Here is a 14320-nt window from a genome sequence, read left to right as displayed (position 1 = left end):
CCGCGGCGACCCGGGGTCAGCGGACCTCTTCGACGTGGAAGTACCCGACCGGCCGGGGGCCTTCCGTGATCACGACGACGGTGCCCGCCTGGATCCGGTACGGGCCGGAGTTCCCGACCACCAGCCAACGTCCGGCCGCGGGCGAAACCACGGCGCCGGGCTCCAGGCGGCGAAGCACGAAGGACGCCAGGCCGGAGCCTGCGGTCTCCGGCGGCACGAACGCATTGGCGGCGTAGTCATCGCCCCGCGGCGGCCCGGTGGCGCGTCCGCCCTGCCCGGCGGTCAGCCAGACGACTCGTCCGCGGAAGGGGAACGGCACATCGCCGGGTAGCTCGGTCACCGGCCGAGTGTGCCTCGCACGTGGTCCTCGAACCGCTGCTGGGCCGGCCCCGGAGGACCGAAGAGTGGGGCGCTAGGCCGAACGAGTGAACCCCGGGAGGCCGTGTCCGGACCCGCGAACGCACTCCGACCCACCGGCGAAAGGCAGCCCACCCCGGGCCGCCACCCATTTCGGGGAGTCGACATGCGTTACCTGCTTACCCTCCACATGAACCCGACCCTCTGGGGCACCCTCACCGACGAGCAGAAGAACGGTGTCTACGAGGGCCACGGCGCCTTCATCGAGCACATCACCGCGTCCGGCGAGATGGTCGAGACCAAGGCGCTCGCCGAGGCGGGGGACACCAAGACCGTCCGGGTAGAGAACGGTGTTGCGCGGACCAAGAACGGCGCCTTCGTCGAGGCGGACGCCTTCCTCTGCGGCTACTACGTCGTCGACGTCGAGAGCGAGGAACGCGCGGTCGAGCTGGCCGCGAAGATCCCCGATGCCCAGTACACCGCCGTCGAGGTGCGGAAGGTCGTTCACGAAGGCTGAGCGCCGAACAGCTCCGCCGCCGGGACCGGGCGGCCGAGGTGGTAGCCCTGGGCCTGGTCACAGCCGAGTCCGCGGAGCAGCTCCAGCTGCTCCGCGGACTCGACGCCTTCGGCGATCACCGTCAGGTCCACCGCGTGGGCCATCGCGATGATGCTCGTGACGATCGCCTCCGCGTCGCGGGATTCGGCGATGCCGGTGATGAACGAGCGGTCGATCTTGAGCGTGTCCAGCGTCAGGCTGCGCAGCTGCGCGAGCGACGAATAGCCCGTGCCGAAGTCGTCGATCGCCAGCAGCACGCCCAGCGAACGCAGGGAAGCCAGCACTTCCGCGGCCGCCTGCTGGTCGCGCATCAACGCGCTTTCGGTGACCTCCAGGCACAGCGCGCCGGCGGGCAGCCCGGTGCTCGCCAGCGCGTCCTGCACCGCCGGCACCAGGTGCGGGTTGTCGAGCTGGCGGGCCGAGAGGTTGACCTTCAGCGTCAGGTCCTTCCGGCTGCCGGTGCGCCGCGCGGCGATCTCGCGGGTTGTCGCGCGGAGCATCTCCTTGCCGATCACGTTGATCAGGTCGCTCTCCTCGGCGAGCGGGATGAACTCCGCCGGCGAGATCGGGCCGTGCCGGGGGTGCGTCCAGCGCAGGAGCGCCTCGACCGCGACCATCTCGCCGGTCCGCAGGTCGACGACCGGCTGGTACGCGGGCCAGAGCTGGCCGTCGTGCACCGCGTCGCGCAGGTCCTGCTCCATCCGCAGCCGCCGCTGCATGCGCTCGCGCAGGCCGACGTCGAAGAAGTGGTGGCGGCCGCGCCCGAGCGTCTTCGCCTGGTACATCGCGACGTCGGCGTCGCGCAGCAGGTCCTCGGCGCTGCGTCGGTCGGCGCAGCCGACGAGCACGACGCCGATGCTGGCGTCGAGGTGCAGCTGCCTGCCGAGCACGCCGATCGGCTCGGCCAGCGCGGCCCGCAGGTGCTCGGCCAGCGCGCGGACCTCGCCGGGTTCGGTGACCTCGGCGGTGACGACGACGAACTCGTCGCCGCCGAGCCTGCCGACCAGGTCGTCGCGGCCCGAGCTGCGGCGCAGGCGCTCGCCGACGATCCGCAGCACCTGGTCGCCGACCGAGTGCCCGAGCGAGTCGTTGATGACCTTGAACTTGTCGAGGTCGACGAACAGCACCGTGACGGCGCCGCGCCCGGCGGCGTCGAGCCGGCCGAGCACCAGCGTCCGGTTCGCCAGCCGGGTGAGCGGGTCGTGGGTGGCGTCGTGCGCCAGCTGCGCGCTGATCGCGCGGGTTTCGGTGATGTCGGTGAACGAGGTGACCACGGCCATCGCCGACGGGTCGTCCGGGTTGAGCAGCCTCGACGTCAGCGACACCCAGACGTCGCGGCCGTCCGGCCGGCGCAGGCGCACGACCAGGCCGTTGTGCGTGACGCCGGTCCGCCGCGTCTGCACCGACGGCATTTCGTCCGGCGGGATCCAGTGCCCGGATTCGGTGAACAGCACGAGCGTGTGGCACGCGACGCCGATCAGGTCGGCTTCGGCGACGCCGAGGATCCGGCACGCCGCCGGGTTCGCCGCCTCGATGAGCCCGGTCGGGCCCATCACCAGCACGCCTTCGTCGAGGGACGCGACGACCGTGCGGTAGTTCTGCTCGGCCCGGCGCCGCGCGGTTTCGTCCGCGCAGACGAGCACGTAGCCGTCGTTCATTTCAGCTGCCGAGACGCGGACCGCGAGGGGAGCACCGTCCCGCCGCCGGTGCACCGCCTCGGCGACGCCGCCGCCGCGCCGGATGGCCGGCAGGTCGAGGGGTGCGCCGACCAGTTCGCTCGCGCGCCGTCCGACGGCTTCGGCCGAGGTCCAGCCGTACACCGCTTCGGCGGCCGGGTTCCAGCTGGTCACGACCCCTTCGCCGGTCGTCGCGATCAGGGCGTCGCTGACGTGCGACACCAGTGCGGCCTGGTAGCGGAGGGCGTCGGCGGCCGCCTTCTTCGCCGTGATGTCGCGCATGACGACCTGGTACGCGAGGCGGTCGTGGAGGCGCACCGACACCGTCTCCACGGCGAACTTGCTCCCGTCCAGCCGGGACATGAGCGCTTCGACGGGCTCGGTCGCCTCGCCCGGCTCGGTCAGATGCGCGAGCCTCTCCACCACCGCGGGCCGCGAGTCCTCGGCGACGAAGTCGGTGAACCGGCGGCCGACGACCTCGTCCGCCGACCGCGCGGCGAAGGTTTCGAGCGCCGCGCGGTTGGCGTAGGTGAGGACGCCGTTTTCGTGGACGCAGATCGCGTCCGGGCTCAGTTCGACCAGCTCGGCGAGGTCGGCGGGGGCCGGCCCGTTCGCGGTGACGGAGTCTGCCTCCATGTGCGCCCGTCCCCCATGAAGTCGGCGTGTGGCCCGTCGATTACACCACCGACTCCGGTTTGTGTATATCCGCCGGAATCCGCTCCCGGCCTGCGGATGCGCCACGCAGCCGCGGGCCCCAGAACAGCAACCCGAAGTGCGCCGCGAATGTGTGCCCGAGCAGGGTGACGATCGAATCGAGGCCGGCCGGGTCGTCCACGAGGTAGATCACCGCGATGAACGCCTCCATCGCGGCGAGCGCCCAGAGCCGCGGGCGCCCGCGCAGCAGGAAGACCAGCGCGCCGGCCGTGGTGAAGAAGCCGTAGCTGACGCCGAGGTCGAGCCAGTGCCCGGCCGAGCGCGGCAGGACGTGGGCGCTGATCAGGGCCATCACCGGCAGCTCGGTGACGAGGGTGGCGAGCACGTGGCCGGAGAAGAACACGGTCGCCGCGCGGCGGGCGCCGAACCGGCGCTCCAGCGGGGCGACGGCGATCGCGAAGATCACGACGTACACGAGCCAGCCTTCGTCCGAAAGCCAGATCGCGCTGGTCAGCAGCGAGGTCAGCGGCCGCCGCCACAGGTTGTGGGCGTCCGTGCTGGACAGCTGGAGCAGCCGGCCGGTCACCGCCGGGTCGGCGAACCTGAGCAGCAGGGTCGTGCCCAGCAGGAGCACCAGGTAGCCGAACGTGAAAGGCGTCGTCTTCGGATTCGGGATGAACCGGACAAACGTGGCCCAGCTGACGGGACGCCGGACGGTGAGCCCGGGGGCCGGCCGTCCGGCTTTCAGCAGCATGGCGTCAGCTTCGCCGGTCATGCTGGGAGTATCACGAAGCTCAGCTGTGAATCCGCTGTGACTGTCACTCACCGTCAGGTATCGCGACGTGTGACGAATTTTTGCCGAGACCTCACCCATTCGGGTGCTTTGTGCGGTAATAATACGGCCACGATGTCGGCCGAAAGGCCCTCTCGGGAAGGTCTGTCGGGTGAACGACGAGGTATCGGTCGCCGAGCTGCTCGTTCGCGAGGGCTGGGGCGATCGCCCGCCGCCGGCGAACTCGCGGTGGCGAGTGGTCGCGGTGATGCTCGCCGTCGTCATCGGCTGCGGAACCGCCGCGGTCCTGGTCGCCTTCAGCAGCGGCAAGACCCGCCAGGACGCGTCCCCGGTCGACCAGATCCAGGTCATCCCCATGCCGCAGCGCACCACCGGCCTCGGCGGCGCGGACCAGGCCACCGACTCCCCGCCGGAGGGCGGCACCGGCGGCGGCGACGTCGTTCCGGGTGTCGGCGAGCACCGCGCCACCGTCACCGAGGTGCCGGGGCGCACCTCGGAGCCGCCGAGCAGCACCGGGGAAACCGCGACGCCGACCACCACGCCGACCAGCGGGGTCACGGGGACGCAGGTCACGCCGACGACAACCACCCCGCCAGGAGGGGGTGGGCAGACGCGTACCTCGACGGCGACGAAACCGCCCCCGGCTTCGTGCGTCCTCGTGATCATCTGCTGGTGATCAGGAGAGCTTCTCCGAGACGTCGCTGAAGTCCGAGGTGTTCCAGCGCTCGGGGCGCATCACGATCGCGATGTTGTTCCCGTGGGACTCCTCGGTCGCGTCCGTGTACGCCTCACTCACGCCCGGCGGCAGGTAGCGGGCCGCCACCTCGTGCCGCTCCGCCCTGGTCATCGGCCACGTCCTGACGACCGGGCCTTCGACCGAGACGTACTTGTAGACGCCGTCCTGCTGCTGCACGCACAGCGAGAACCGGCCGGCCGCCTCGATCAGCCGGGTTTTGCGCAGCCCGGGGGACGTCATCACCATGACGTCGCCGCCCGGCTCGTAGCGGTACCAGATCGGCGTGGTCAGCGGTGCGCGGCCGGGTTCGGCGGCGACGCTCAGCACGCCGACGTGCGGTTCGGCGAGGAACGCTTCGCGCTCTTCCCGGGTCATCTTGCGGGCCATCCCCGCCTCCTTAAAGCCATTTGATTTGCCTTAAGGCTAGCCGCAAGCCGACGGCAAAAGCAAGGGGGTTTGCTTTAAGATGTCCTCATGACCCGACCCGGCGGCCGCAGCGCCCGCGTCCGAGACGCGGTGCACGAAGCCGTCGTCGACCTGCTCGCCGCGGGCCACATCGACGTCGCGATCCCCAAGATCGCCGCGCACGCGGGCGTCAACCCGACCAGCATCTACCGGCGCTGGGGCAGCCGCGACCACCTGCTGCTCGACGCCGCCGTGACGCGCCTGCGCACGACGTCGCCGATCCCGGACACCGGCTCGCTGCGCGGCGACCTGCTCGGCTGGGCCGACGGCGTCGAACACGCGATGCGCGACCGGCACGGCCAGGTGCTGCTGCGCGCGCTCGTCGCGACCCTGGCCCCCGAGGCGGAGCCGGTCGAGTACCTCAAGGCCCGCGGCGACGACCTGCAGAAGACCATCGACGCGGCCGCGTCGCGCGGTGAGAACGTGCCGTCGGTCGACGACGTGCTCGACTTCGTCCTGGCCCCGCTCTACCTGCGCGTGCTGTTCCGGCGCCCGGTCGAGCCGGGCCTCGGGGCCCGGCTCGTCGACCGGTTGCTCACGGCGCTTCCAGCAGATCCGGTTCCGAGCGCCGGCCGAGGTGGTTGAACAGCAGGTTCAGCGCGAACGCCAGCACCGCCGCCACCGTGATCGAGCTGCCGCAGATGGTCTGCAGCCAGGCCGGGAAGTGCTGGAAGATCTTCGGCGCGAACGCCGGCAGCAGGCCCACACCGAGCGCGACCGCGACGATGAACGTGTTGTGGTTGCCCGAGAACTCGACCTTCTTCAGGTTCTGCGCGCCGACCGCGGCGACCATCGCGAACATGACCACCGCGACCCCGCCGACGACCGGCTGCGGGATGGCCGCGATGAACGCGCCGATCTTCGGCACCAGGCCCATCAGCACCAGGATCCCGCCGGTCACCGCGACCACCCAGCGGCTGCGCACGCCGGTCATCCGCACCAGCCCGACGTTCTGCGCGAACGCCGTGTCGGGGAAGGAGTTCATCACGCCGCCGAGCACGGCCGAGAAGCCGTCGGTGGCCAGGCCGCGCGCGAGGTCGGAGTCGGTCGGCGGGCGCCCGGTGATCTCCCCGACGGCGATCATGTCGGCGGTCGACTCGGTGAACGTCACGAGCATGACCACGCACATCGACAGGATCGCGGCGATCGGGAACGTCGGCGCGCCGAAGTGGAACGGCGCCGCGAGCCCGAACCAGCTGGCCGCCGTCAGCCCGTCCCAGTGCACCAGCCCCATCGGGATCGCGGCCACCAGCCCGATCGCCAGCGCGAGCAGCGGCCCGATCTGGTTGGCGAACCCGCGCAGCACCCGCGTGAACAGCACGAGCAGCGCGAGCACGCCGAAGGCGAGCAGGAGGTGCGGCAGGGCCGCGTAGTCCGGCGCGGCAGGGTCGTTGCCCGCGATCAGCCCGGCGCCCGGGCCCAGCAGCGAGACGCCGATGACGAGCAGCAGTGTGCCGGTGACCAGCGGCGGGAAGAACCGGATGAGCTTCGCGAACGGCTTCGCGATGATCAGCCCGAAGACGCCGGACACCATCATCGCGCCGTAGACCGCGGGCAGCCCGTACTGCGACGCGATGAGGATCATCGGGTTGACGACGCTGAACGTCGCGCCCGCCACCACCGGCAGCCGGATGCCGAGGAGCTTCCCGATGCCGACCGCCTGGATCAGCGTCGCGATGCCGGCGACGAGCAGGTCGGCGTTCACCAGGAGCCCGATCGTCGCCGGGTCGAGCTTGAGCGCGCTGCCGACGATCAGCGGTACCGCGACCGAGCCGGCGTACATGATCGACATGTGCTGCAGGCCGAGCAGCGTCAGCCGTCCGGCGGGCAGGACTTCGTCGACCGGGTGTTTCGTCATGCACAGGCCCCTTTCAGCGAGGGACAGCCAACGCGTCGCGCGTGACGGTAGCAAGACCCGGACGTCATGATCTTGTTTCCGGGGGCGGCGGAACGGTCTCGGATGTGTGACCATCGGTGCATGACTTCGGGCGGTATTTCCCAGGTGGGTCCGCCGTTTCGCGCCGATCACGTCGGGAGCCTCCTGCGGCCCCCGGTGCTGCGCGACGCGCGACGGCGGCACGAAGGCGGCGAGATCGGCGCGGAGCAGCTCCGCGCGGTCGAGGACGACGCGATCCGCGACGTCATCAAGATGCAGAAGGCGGCCGGGCTGAGCTCGGCCACCGACGGCGAATTCCGGCGTGCCTCCTGGCACATGGACTTCATCTACGCGCTCGGCGGGATCTCCAAGAGCGACGAGCGGCTGCACGTCAAGTTCCACAACCTGGCGGGTGACCTCGAGTTCAGCCCGCCGGGGCTGCAGGTCGACGGCAAGGTGCGGCTCGACGAGCCGATCTTCGCCGAGCACTTCAAGTTCCTGCGGTCCCATGTGGACCCCGGCGTGACGCCGAAGCTGACCATCCCGTCACCGAGCATGGTCTACTACCGCGGCGGCCGGGCCGCGGTGAGCGAGAGCGTCTACCCGGACCTCGAAGAATTCTTCGCCGACCTCAGCGCGGCCTACAAGCAGCAGGTCAGCGCGATGGCCGAGCTCGGCTGCCGGTACCTGCAGCTCGACGACACCAGCCTCGCCTACCTGAACGACCCGGCGCAGCGGGAGCTCGTCGCGCGGATGGGCGGCGACCCGGACACGCAGCACCTGCGCAACATCGCCACGATGAACGCGGCGCTCAAGGACCGTCCGGACGGGCTCACCGTGACGACCCACCTGTGCCGCGGCAACTTCCGGTCGTCCTGGGCCGCCGAGGGCAGCTACGAGTTCGTCGCCGAAGCGCTGTTCGGGGAGCTGGCCGTCGACGGGTTCTTCCTGGAGTACGACGACGAACGCTCCGGCGGCTTCGAGCCGCTGCGGTTCGTGCCGAAGGACAAGAAGGTGGTGCTCGGCCTGGTCACGACCAAACGGCCGGAGCTCGAGGACCCGGACGTGCTGGTGCGGCGGATCGAAGAGGCTTCGCGGTACGTCGACATCGACCGGCTCTGCCTTTCGCCGCAGTGCGGGTTCTCCTCGACGGAGGAGGGCAACGACCTGACGGCGGACGACCAGCTGCGGAAGCTGGAGCTCATCGTGGCGACGGCCGACCGCGTCTGGGGCGGCCACTGATGATCACCTGCGTCGTCGACTACGTCATCGACCCCGCGAAGCTCGCGGACTTCGAACATTTCGCCGCCGCGTGGATGCGGTTGGTGCGGCGCGAAGGCGGCATCCACCACGGCTACTTCCTGCCGTCGGAGGGCGCGAGCGACGAGGCCAGGGCGCTGTTCAGCTTCGAGAGCTTCGCCGCGTACGAGCGCTACCGGACGCTGTTCGGCGTCGACCCGGACTTCATCGAGGCCGACAAGATCCGCGAGGAGAGCGGCTGCGTGGTGCGGTACCGGCGGTCGTTCATGCGCCCGCTGCTGCCGGACGACGAGGAGGACTGACGCGGGTTGCGGCTCTCTCCGCCGGTGCGAAGACTGGCTCCATGCGACACAGCGCGCGGCGGCCGCCGTCGGTCGTCGATCGGGTTCTCGACCTGCTCGGTGCCTTTTCCGCCGACCGGCCGCAGCTGACGTTGTCGGAGCTCAGCCGCCGCGTCGGGCTGCCGCTGTCGACCACGCACCGGCTGGCCGGCGAGCTCACCCGGCGCGGCGCGCTCATGCGCGACGAAGCGGGCGTGTACCGCGTCGGGCTGTGGCTGTGGGAAGTCGCTTCGCTCGCTCCGCACGGCGCGGAGCTGCGAGAGAGCGCGATGCCGTTCCTGGAGGACCTCTACGAGGCCACGCACCAGAACGTCCAGCTCGCCGTCCTCGACGGGCCGGAGGTGGTCTACGTCGAGCGCATTTCCGGCCGCGGTGCGGTGAACGTCCTGACGCGGGTCGGCGGCCGGCTGCCCGCCCACGCGACCGGCGTGGGCCAGGTGCTCCTGGCCCACGCCCCGGCCGACGTCCAGGAAGAGGTCCTGGCCGGCCCGCTGAAGACGTTCACGCCGAAGACGATCACCTCGACCGGGCAGCTACGGCGCGTCCTCGCCGACGTCCGCCGCGACGGCTACGCGATCAGTGACGGCCAGATCGAGCTGATCTCCCTGTCGGTGGCGGCCCCGGTGTACGACTCGACCGACGAGGTCGTGGCGGCGATCTCCGTGGTCGTTCCGGCCGAGGGGACGGACCCGCGGACGCTGGTCCCGGCGGTGCGGGCCGCGGCGCGCGGCATCTCGCGCGGGCTCGGGGCGCCGCGGGCCCTGCGGTCCTCGGGCGGCTCCTCGACGGCTTGAGCCTCTTGTGATCGGATGGCAGGCATGGGTGCACAGAACACGGTCCTCGTCGTCGGGGCGGGTCAGAGCGGGTTCCAGGCCGTGGCGTCGCTGCGGGACCGGGGCTTCGACGGCCGCGTCGTGCTGGTCGGGGACGAGCCGGGCGTGCCGTACCAGCGGCCGCCGCTGTCCAAGGCCTACCTGGCCGGGACCGCCGGGCTCGAGCAGCTCCACCTGCGCGGTGAGGACTTCTTCGCGGAGAAGGACATCGAGCTGGTCGAGGCCCGCGTCAAGGCCATCGACCGCGCCGCGCGCGAAGCCGAGCTCGAAGACGGCCGGAAGCTCGGCTACGACCACCTGATCCTCGCCACCGGCGCGCGGAACCGGACGCTGCCGGTGCCCGGCGCGGACCTGGCCGGCGTGCTGACCCTGCGGACGAGGGAGGACGCCGACCGCCTCCGCGCATCCCTCGCCGAGGCCGCGAACGTCGTGGTGGCCGGCGGCGGGTTCATCGGGCTGGAGTTCGCCTCGCACGCCGGCCGCCCGGTGACGATCGTCGAGGCGCAGGACCGGCTGCTCAACCGCGTCGCGACCCCGGAGATCTCCGGCTACTTCGCTTCCCTGCACCGCGACGCGGGGCACACGGTGCTGCTCGGCCAGGGCGTCTCGGCGCTGCACGGCGACGACCGCGTCCGCGAGGTCGAGCTGGCCGACGGCACCCGGCTGCCCGCCGACCTGGTCGTCATCGCCGTCGGCGTCGTGCCCGAGACGACGCTCGCCGAGGCCGCCGGGCTGCCGGTGGCCAACGGCGTGGTCGTCGACGCCCACCTGCGCACGGCGGACGAAAGGATCTTCGCCATCGGCGACTGCGCGAACTTCCCCTGCGTGCAGGCGGGCGCCGCCACGCGGCTCGAGTCCGTGCAGAACGCCGTCGACCAGGCCCGTTGCGTGGCCGCGGCGATCACCGGAACCGCGGAGCCGTACGCGAGCCTGCCCTGGTTCTGGACCGACCAGGCCGGGGCGAAGCTGCAGATCGCCGGGATCCTCGCCGGTGCCGACCGGACGGTGATCGCGGGTGACCCCGCCGGCGGCCGGTTCTCGGTGCTGTCGTTCCGCGACGACGTCCTCGTCGCCGTCGAGTCGGTGAACCGGCCCGCCGACCACATCGCCGCGCGGCGGCTGTTCACCGCGGACCCGCGACCCGCGTACGCCGACCTCGAAGCGAGCGCCTTCGACCTCAAGGCGCACCTCAAGGCGCGAGCGGCGTGATGCGCACCCAGGTCGCGGTGATCGGCGCCGGCCCGGCCGGGCTGGTGCTGTCGTTCCTGCTGCACCAGGCCGGGATCGACTGCGTCGTGCTGGAGGCTCGCGACCGCGAGTACGTCCGGCAGCGCGTGCGGGCAGGCGTGTGCGAGCAGCCGACCGTCGAGCTGCTGACGTCGCTGGGGCTGGGCGAGCGGCTGGCCGCGGAGGGCATGCCGCACGAAGGCCTGTCGCTGCGGTTCGACCGCGCCGACCACCGGATCGCGCTGACCGAGCTGACGGGCCGGGCGATCACCGTGTACGGGCAGCAGGAGATCGTCAAGGACCTGATCGACGCGCACGAAGCCCGCGGGTACCCGATCTCCTTCGAGGTCTCCGACGTCACGCTGTCCGATGTGGAGACTGATCGCCCGCAGGTGCGTTACCGCGACAGCGAAGGCCACGAGCAGACCATCGAGTGCGACGCCGTCGCGGGCTGCGACGGCTTCCACGGGATCTGCCGTCCGTCCATTCCGGACAGTGCGTTGACGGTGTACGAGCGCGAATACCCCTTCGCGTGGCTCGGCGTCCTGGCCCGGACACCGCCGTCGCACCACGAGCTCATCTACACCCACCACGAGCGCGGGTTCGCACTGCACAGCATGCGGACGCCGGAGATCACCCGGCTCTACCTGCAGGTCGACCCGGCGGAGTCGCTCGACGCCTGGTCCGACGACCGGATCTGGGCCGAACTCACCGCGCGGCTCGAGGTCGAGGGCGACTTCGTGCTCCGCGAAGGCCCGATCCTCGACAAGGGTGTCACGCCGATGCGCAGCTTCGTCGCGGAACCGCTCCGTCACGGCCGCTTGTTCCTCGCCGGCGACGCCGCGCACATCGTGCCGCCGACCGGCGCGAAGGGCATGAACCTGGCGATCGCCGACGTCCGGGTGCTGTCGCGGGCCCTGGCAGCGTTGCTGCGGGGCGACGAATCCCTGGCCCAGTCCTATTCGGACACCTGCCTGCGCCGGGTGTGGCGGGCGGAGCACTTCTCCTGGTTCATGACGACGATGCTGCACACCGACCCGCACGCCGACGGCTTCGCGCGGCAGCTGCAGCTGGCGCAACTGCGCTACACGACGTCGTCGCGCGCGGCGGCGACCAGCCTGGCCGAGAACTACGTGGGCCTGCCGTTCGCCTGAGATCGTCAACTCAAGGTTGACGATGGCCGATCGTCAACCTACAGTTGACGACATGACCCTACCGACCAACATCAAGCTCGACGACCTCATCAGCGCCATCAAGAGCAACAACGAGAAGGACGCCCTCGCCCAGCTGACCGACGCCGTCTACGTGGGCGAACACCTCGGCGACGTCGCCGACCACCTCATCGGCCACTTCGTCGACCAGGCCCGGCGCTCCGGGGCGTCGTGGACCGAGATCGGCCGCAGCATGGGCGTCTCGAAGCAGGCCGCGCAGAAGCGGTTCGTGCCCAAGGTCGACCCGGGTGGCGACCCCAGCGGTTCGATCGAGCGCGTCTACGGCCGCTACACCGACCGCGCCCGGCACGTCGTGGTCGAGGCCCAGAAGGCGGCCGCCGACCACGCCAGCCCGGAGATCGACACCGTGCACATCGTGCTGGGCCTGCTCACCGAGCCCGCGGCCCTCGCCGCCGGGGCGATCCTGGCCCAGGGCGTGCAGCTCGACGCCGTCCGCGAAGCCGCCGAAGCGCGGCTGCCCGAGCCCGTCGACCCGGCTCCGAACGTGGTGCCGTTCTCCGCGGCCGCCAAGAAGACCCTCGAGCTGACCATGCGCGAGGGCCTGCGGCTGGGGCACAACTACATCGGCACCGAGCACATGCTGCTGGCGCTGCTGGAGCAGCGTGAAGGGGCGGGCTTCGAGGTGCTCGACGGCCTGGGCGTCAAGAAGGACAAGGCCGAAGCGAAGATCCTGGAGGTGCTGGCGGAGATCCTCGCCGCGCGGGGGCAGTGAGACCGTTCTGGGTCGCCGTCCTGCTCGCGGCGGTCCTCGTCACGCTGCTCTGATCGGGAAGGACCAGGGGGTCTTCCCGGACGCGGAACGGCCCTCCGCACGCGCGTGCGGAGGGCCGTTCCGGCGGATCAGGCGTCGGATTCCGGGCGGCCCTCAGCGGCCCAGGCCGTGTGGAACGAGCCGTCGCGGTCCACGCGGCGGTAGGTGTGGGCGCCGAAGAAGTCGCGCTGACCCTGGACCAGCGCCGCCGGCAGCCGGTCGGCGCGGAGGCCGTCGTAGTACGCCAGCGCCGTCGAGAAGCCCGGCGTGGGGATGCCGAGGCGGACGGCCGTCGAGATCACCGAGCGCCACGAGTCCTGCGCGTCCTCGACGGCCTTGCGGAAGCCGCCCGAGGTGAGCAGCGTCGGCAGTTCCGGCTCGTCGGCGTAGGCCGCGGTGATGTCGTTGAGGAACTTCGCGCGGATGATGCAGCCCCCGCGCCAGATCGAGGCGACCTTGCCGAGGTCGATGTCCCAGCCGTACTCGGTCGCGCCGGCCTGGATCTGGTTGAAGCCCTGCGCGTACGCGACGACCTTCGACGCGTACAGCGCCTGCTCGACGTCGTCGGCGAAGCGGTCCAGCTCCGACCCGGACAGCGGCGACCGCGAGGGACCGCCGAGGCCGCGAGCCGCGGCACGCAGCGACGTCGACCCGGACAGCGAACGCGCGAAGACGGCTTCGGCGATGCCCGAGATCGGGACGCCCAGGTCGAGGCCGATCTGCACGGTCCAGCGGCCGGTGCCCTTCTGCTCGGCGGCGTCCGCGACGACGTCGACGAACGGCTTCCCGGACGATTTGTCGACGTGCGCGAGCACCTCGGCCGTGATTTCGATCAGGTAGGAGTCGAGCCGGCCGGTGTTCCACGTGCGGAACACGTCGGCGATCTCGGCGGGGGAGTAGCCGCCCGCGCCGCGCAGCAGGTCGAAGGACTCCGCGATCAGCTGCATGTCGGCGTACTCGATGCCGTTGTGCACCATCTTCACGAAGTGGCCGGCGCCGTCGGCGCCGATGTGCGTGCAGCACGGCTCGCCGTCGACCTTCGCCGAGATGTCCTCGAACAGCGGGCCGAGCGACTCGTACGACTCCTTCGAGCCGCCGGGCATGATGCTCGGCCCGTGCAGCGCGCCTTCCTCGCCGCCGGAGACGCCGCTGCCGACGAAGTGCAGCCCGCGCTCGCGCAGCGCCTTCTCGCGGCGGCGCGTGTCGGCGAAGTGCGCGTTGCCGGCGTCGATGATGACGTCGCCCTCTTCGAGCAGCGGCGCGAACTCGTCGATGACGGCGTCGGTCGGGCCGCCCGCCTTCACCATGATCACGACCTGCCGCGGCCGCTCCAGCGCGTTGACGAAGTCCTGCGCCGAGTACGCCGGGATGAAGTCACCCTCGTCGCCGAACTGCTCCACCAGCGCGCGGGTCCGCTCCTCGGACCGGTTGTGCAGGGCCACCGTGTGGCCGTGCCGGGCCAGGTTGCGGGCCAGGTTGCGGCCCATGACCGCCAGGCCGGTGACCCCGATGCTCGCCTTCTTGCTCATCCGCATCCTTCCGAAGTCTCTCTCGATTCAGACA

General features: G+C 71.1%; 15 protein-coding genes. 9 read left to right on the top strand and 6 right to left on the bottom strand.

Annotation, left to right across the window (positions count from 1 at the left end; translation table 11 throughout):
- Positions 1 to 16: 16 nt before the first annotated feature.
- On the bottom strand, positions 17 to 340 hold the full coding sequence (locus ACH54P_RS27425) for a hypothetical protein (protein WP_489906220.1): 324 nt from the start codon (positions 338 to 340) through the stop codon (positions 17 to 19).
- Between the two features lie 183 nt (positions 341 to 523).
- On the opposite strand from ACH54P_RS27425, the gene ACH54P_RS27420 reads away from it, so the two are divergent.
- Positions 524 to 874 (top strand): YciI family protein, encoded by a 351-nt coding sequence (locus ACH54P_RS27420; protein WP_489906219.1) that lies wholly within the window; start codon positions 524 to 526, stop codon positions 872 to 874.
- Here the strand turns inward: ACH54P_RS27420 and ACH54P_RS27415 are convergent.
- Positions 862 to 3225 (bottom strand): sensor domain-containing protein, encoded by a 2364-nt coding sequence (locus ACH54P_RS27415; RefSeq protein WP_489906218.1) that lies wholly within the window; start codon positions 3223 to 3225, stop codon positions 862 to 864. The two genes, ACH54P_RS27420 and ACH54P_RS27415, sit on opposite strands and share 13 nt — an antisense overlap.
- A gap of 40 nt (positions 3226 to 3265) precedes the next feature.
- A complete protein-coding gene (locus tag ACH54P_RS27410; protein ID WP_489906217.1) occupies positions 3266 to 4018 on the bottom strand; it encodes a rhomboid-like protein in 753 nt (250 codons plus the stop codon).
- Positions 4019 to 4187: 169 nt separating this feature from the next.
- Between ACH54P_RS27410 and ACH54P_RS27405 the strand changes: the two genes are divergently transcribed.
- Positions 4188 to 4712 (top strand): hypothetical protein, encoded by a 525-nt coding sequence (locus tag ACH54P_RS27405; protein ID WP_489906216.1) that lies wholly within the window; start codon positions 4188 to 4190, stop codon positions 4710 to 4712.
- Here the strand turns inward: ACH54P_RS27405 and ACH54P_RS27400 are convergent, their stop codons facing one another.
- The gene (locus tag ACH54P_RS27400) at positions 4713 to 5159 is read right to left on the bottom strand and encodes a pyridoxamine 5'-phosphate oxidase family protein (protein WP_489906215.1); all 447 of its coding nucleotides are present in this window, start codon (positions 5157 to 5159) and stop codon (positions 4713 to 4715) included.
- A gap of 87 nt (positions 5160 to 5246) precedes the next feature.
- Here ACH54P_RS27400 and ACH54P_RS27395 point away from each other — a divergent pair, with 87 nt between their 5' ends.
- Positions 5247 to 5822, top strand: coding sequence for a TetR/AcrR family transcriptional regulator (locus ACH54P_RS27395; RefSeq protein ID WP_489906214.1), 576 nt, complete (start codon positions 5247 to 5249; stop codon positions 5820 to 5822).
- On the opposite strand, the gene ACH54P_RS27390 is transcribed toward ACH54P_RS27395, so the two are convergent.
- Positions 5773 to 7095 carry a nucleobase:cation symporter-2 family protein gene (locus ACH54P_RS27390; protein WP_489906213.1) on the bottom strand — a complete coding sequence of 441 codons (1323 nt, stop codon included), beginning with the start codon at positions 7093 to 7095 and terminating at the stop codon, positions 5773 to 5775. The genes ACH54P_RS27395 and ACH54P_RS27390 overlap by 50 nt on opposite strands.
- Positions 7096 to 7215: 120 nt before the next feature.
- Here ACH54P_RS27390 and ACH54P_RS27385 point away from each other — a divergent pair, with 120 nt between their 5' ends.
- Genes ACH54P_RS27385 through ACH54P_RS27360 form a run of 6 tightly spaced genes read left to right on the top strand, consistent with a single transcriptional unit; the run spans position 7216 to position 12718 of the window.
- Positions 7216 to 8355 carry a 5-methyltetrahydropteroyltriglutamate--homocysteine S-methyltransferase gene (locus ACH54P_RS27385; protein WP_489906212.1) on the top strand — a complete coding sequence of 380 codons (1140 nt, stop codon included), beginning with the start codon at positions 7216 to 7218 and terminating at the stop codon, positions 8353 to 8355.
- Positions 8355 to 8675: an NIPSNAP family protein gene (locus ACH54P_RS27380; RefSeq protein ID WP_489906211.1), complete on the top strand. Its 321-nt coding sequence runs from the start codon at positions 8355 to 8357 to the stop codon at positions 8673 to 8675. The genes ACH54P_RS27385 and ACH54P_RS27380 overlap by 1 nt, the downstream gene beginning before the upstream one ends.
- 41 nt (positions 8676 to 8716) lie before the next feature.
- The gene (locus ACH54P_RS27375; protein WP_489906210.1) at positions 8717 to 9508 is read left to right on the top strand and encodes an IclR family transcriptional regulator; all 792 of its coding nucleotides are present in this window, start codon (positions 8717 to 8719) and stop codon (positions 9506 to 9508) included.
- Positions 9509 to 9532: 24 nt separating this feature from the next.
- Complete coding sequence (locus tag ACH54P_RS27370) at positions 9533 to 10756, top strand: NAD(P)/FAD-dependent oxidoreductase (protein ID WP_489906209.1); 1224 nt, start codon at positions 9533 to 9535, stop codon at positions 10754 to 10756.
- Complete coding sequence (locus ACH54P_RS27365) at positions 10756 to 11928, top strand: 4-hydroxybenzoate 3-monooxygenase (RefSeq protein WP_489906208.1); 1173 nt, start codon at positions 10756 to 10758, stop codon at positions 11926 to 11928. The genes ACH54P_RS27370 and ACH54P_RS27365 overlap by 1 nt, the downstream gene beginning before the upstream one ends.
- Before the next feature lie 52 nt (positions 11929 to 11980).
- The gene (locus ACH54P_RS27360) at positions 11981 to 12718 is read left to right on the top strand and encodes a Clp protease N-terminal domain-containing protein (RefSeq protein ID WP_489906207.1); all 738 of its coding nucleotides are present in this window, start codon (positions 11981 to 11983) and stop codon (positions 12716 to 12718) included.
- 128 nt (positions 12719 to 12846) lie between these two features.
- Here the strand turns inward: ACH54P_RS27360 and gndA are convergent, their stop codons facing one another.
- Entirely contained in the window at positions 12847 to 14286 is a 1440-nt protein-coding gene (gene gndA / locus ACH54P_RS27355) for an NADP-dependent phosphogluconate dehydrogenase (protein ID WP_489906206.1), read from the bottom strand.
- Positions 14287 to 14320 lie beyond the last annotated feature (34 nt).

The organism is Amycolatopsis sp. N2S4-7 (assembly GCF_058119595.1).
This window is presented reverse-complemented; position numbering and strand designations above follow the sequence as displayed.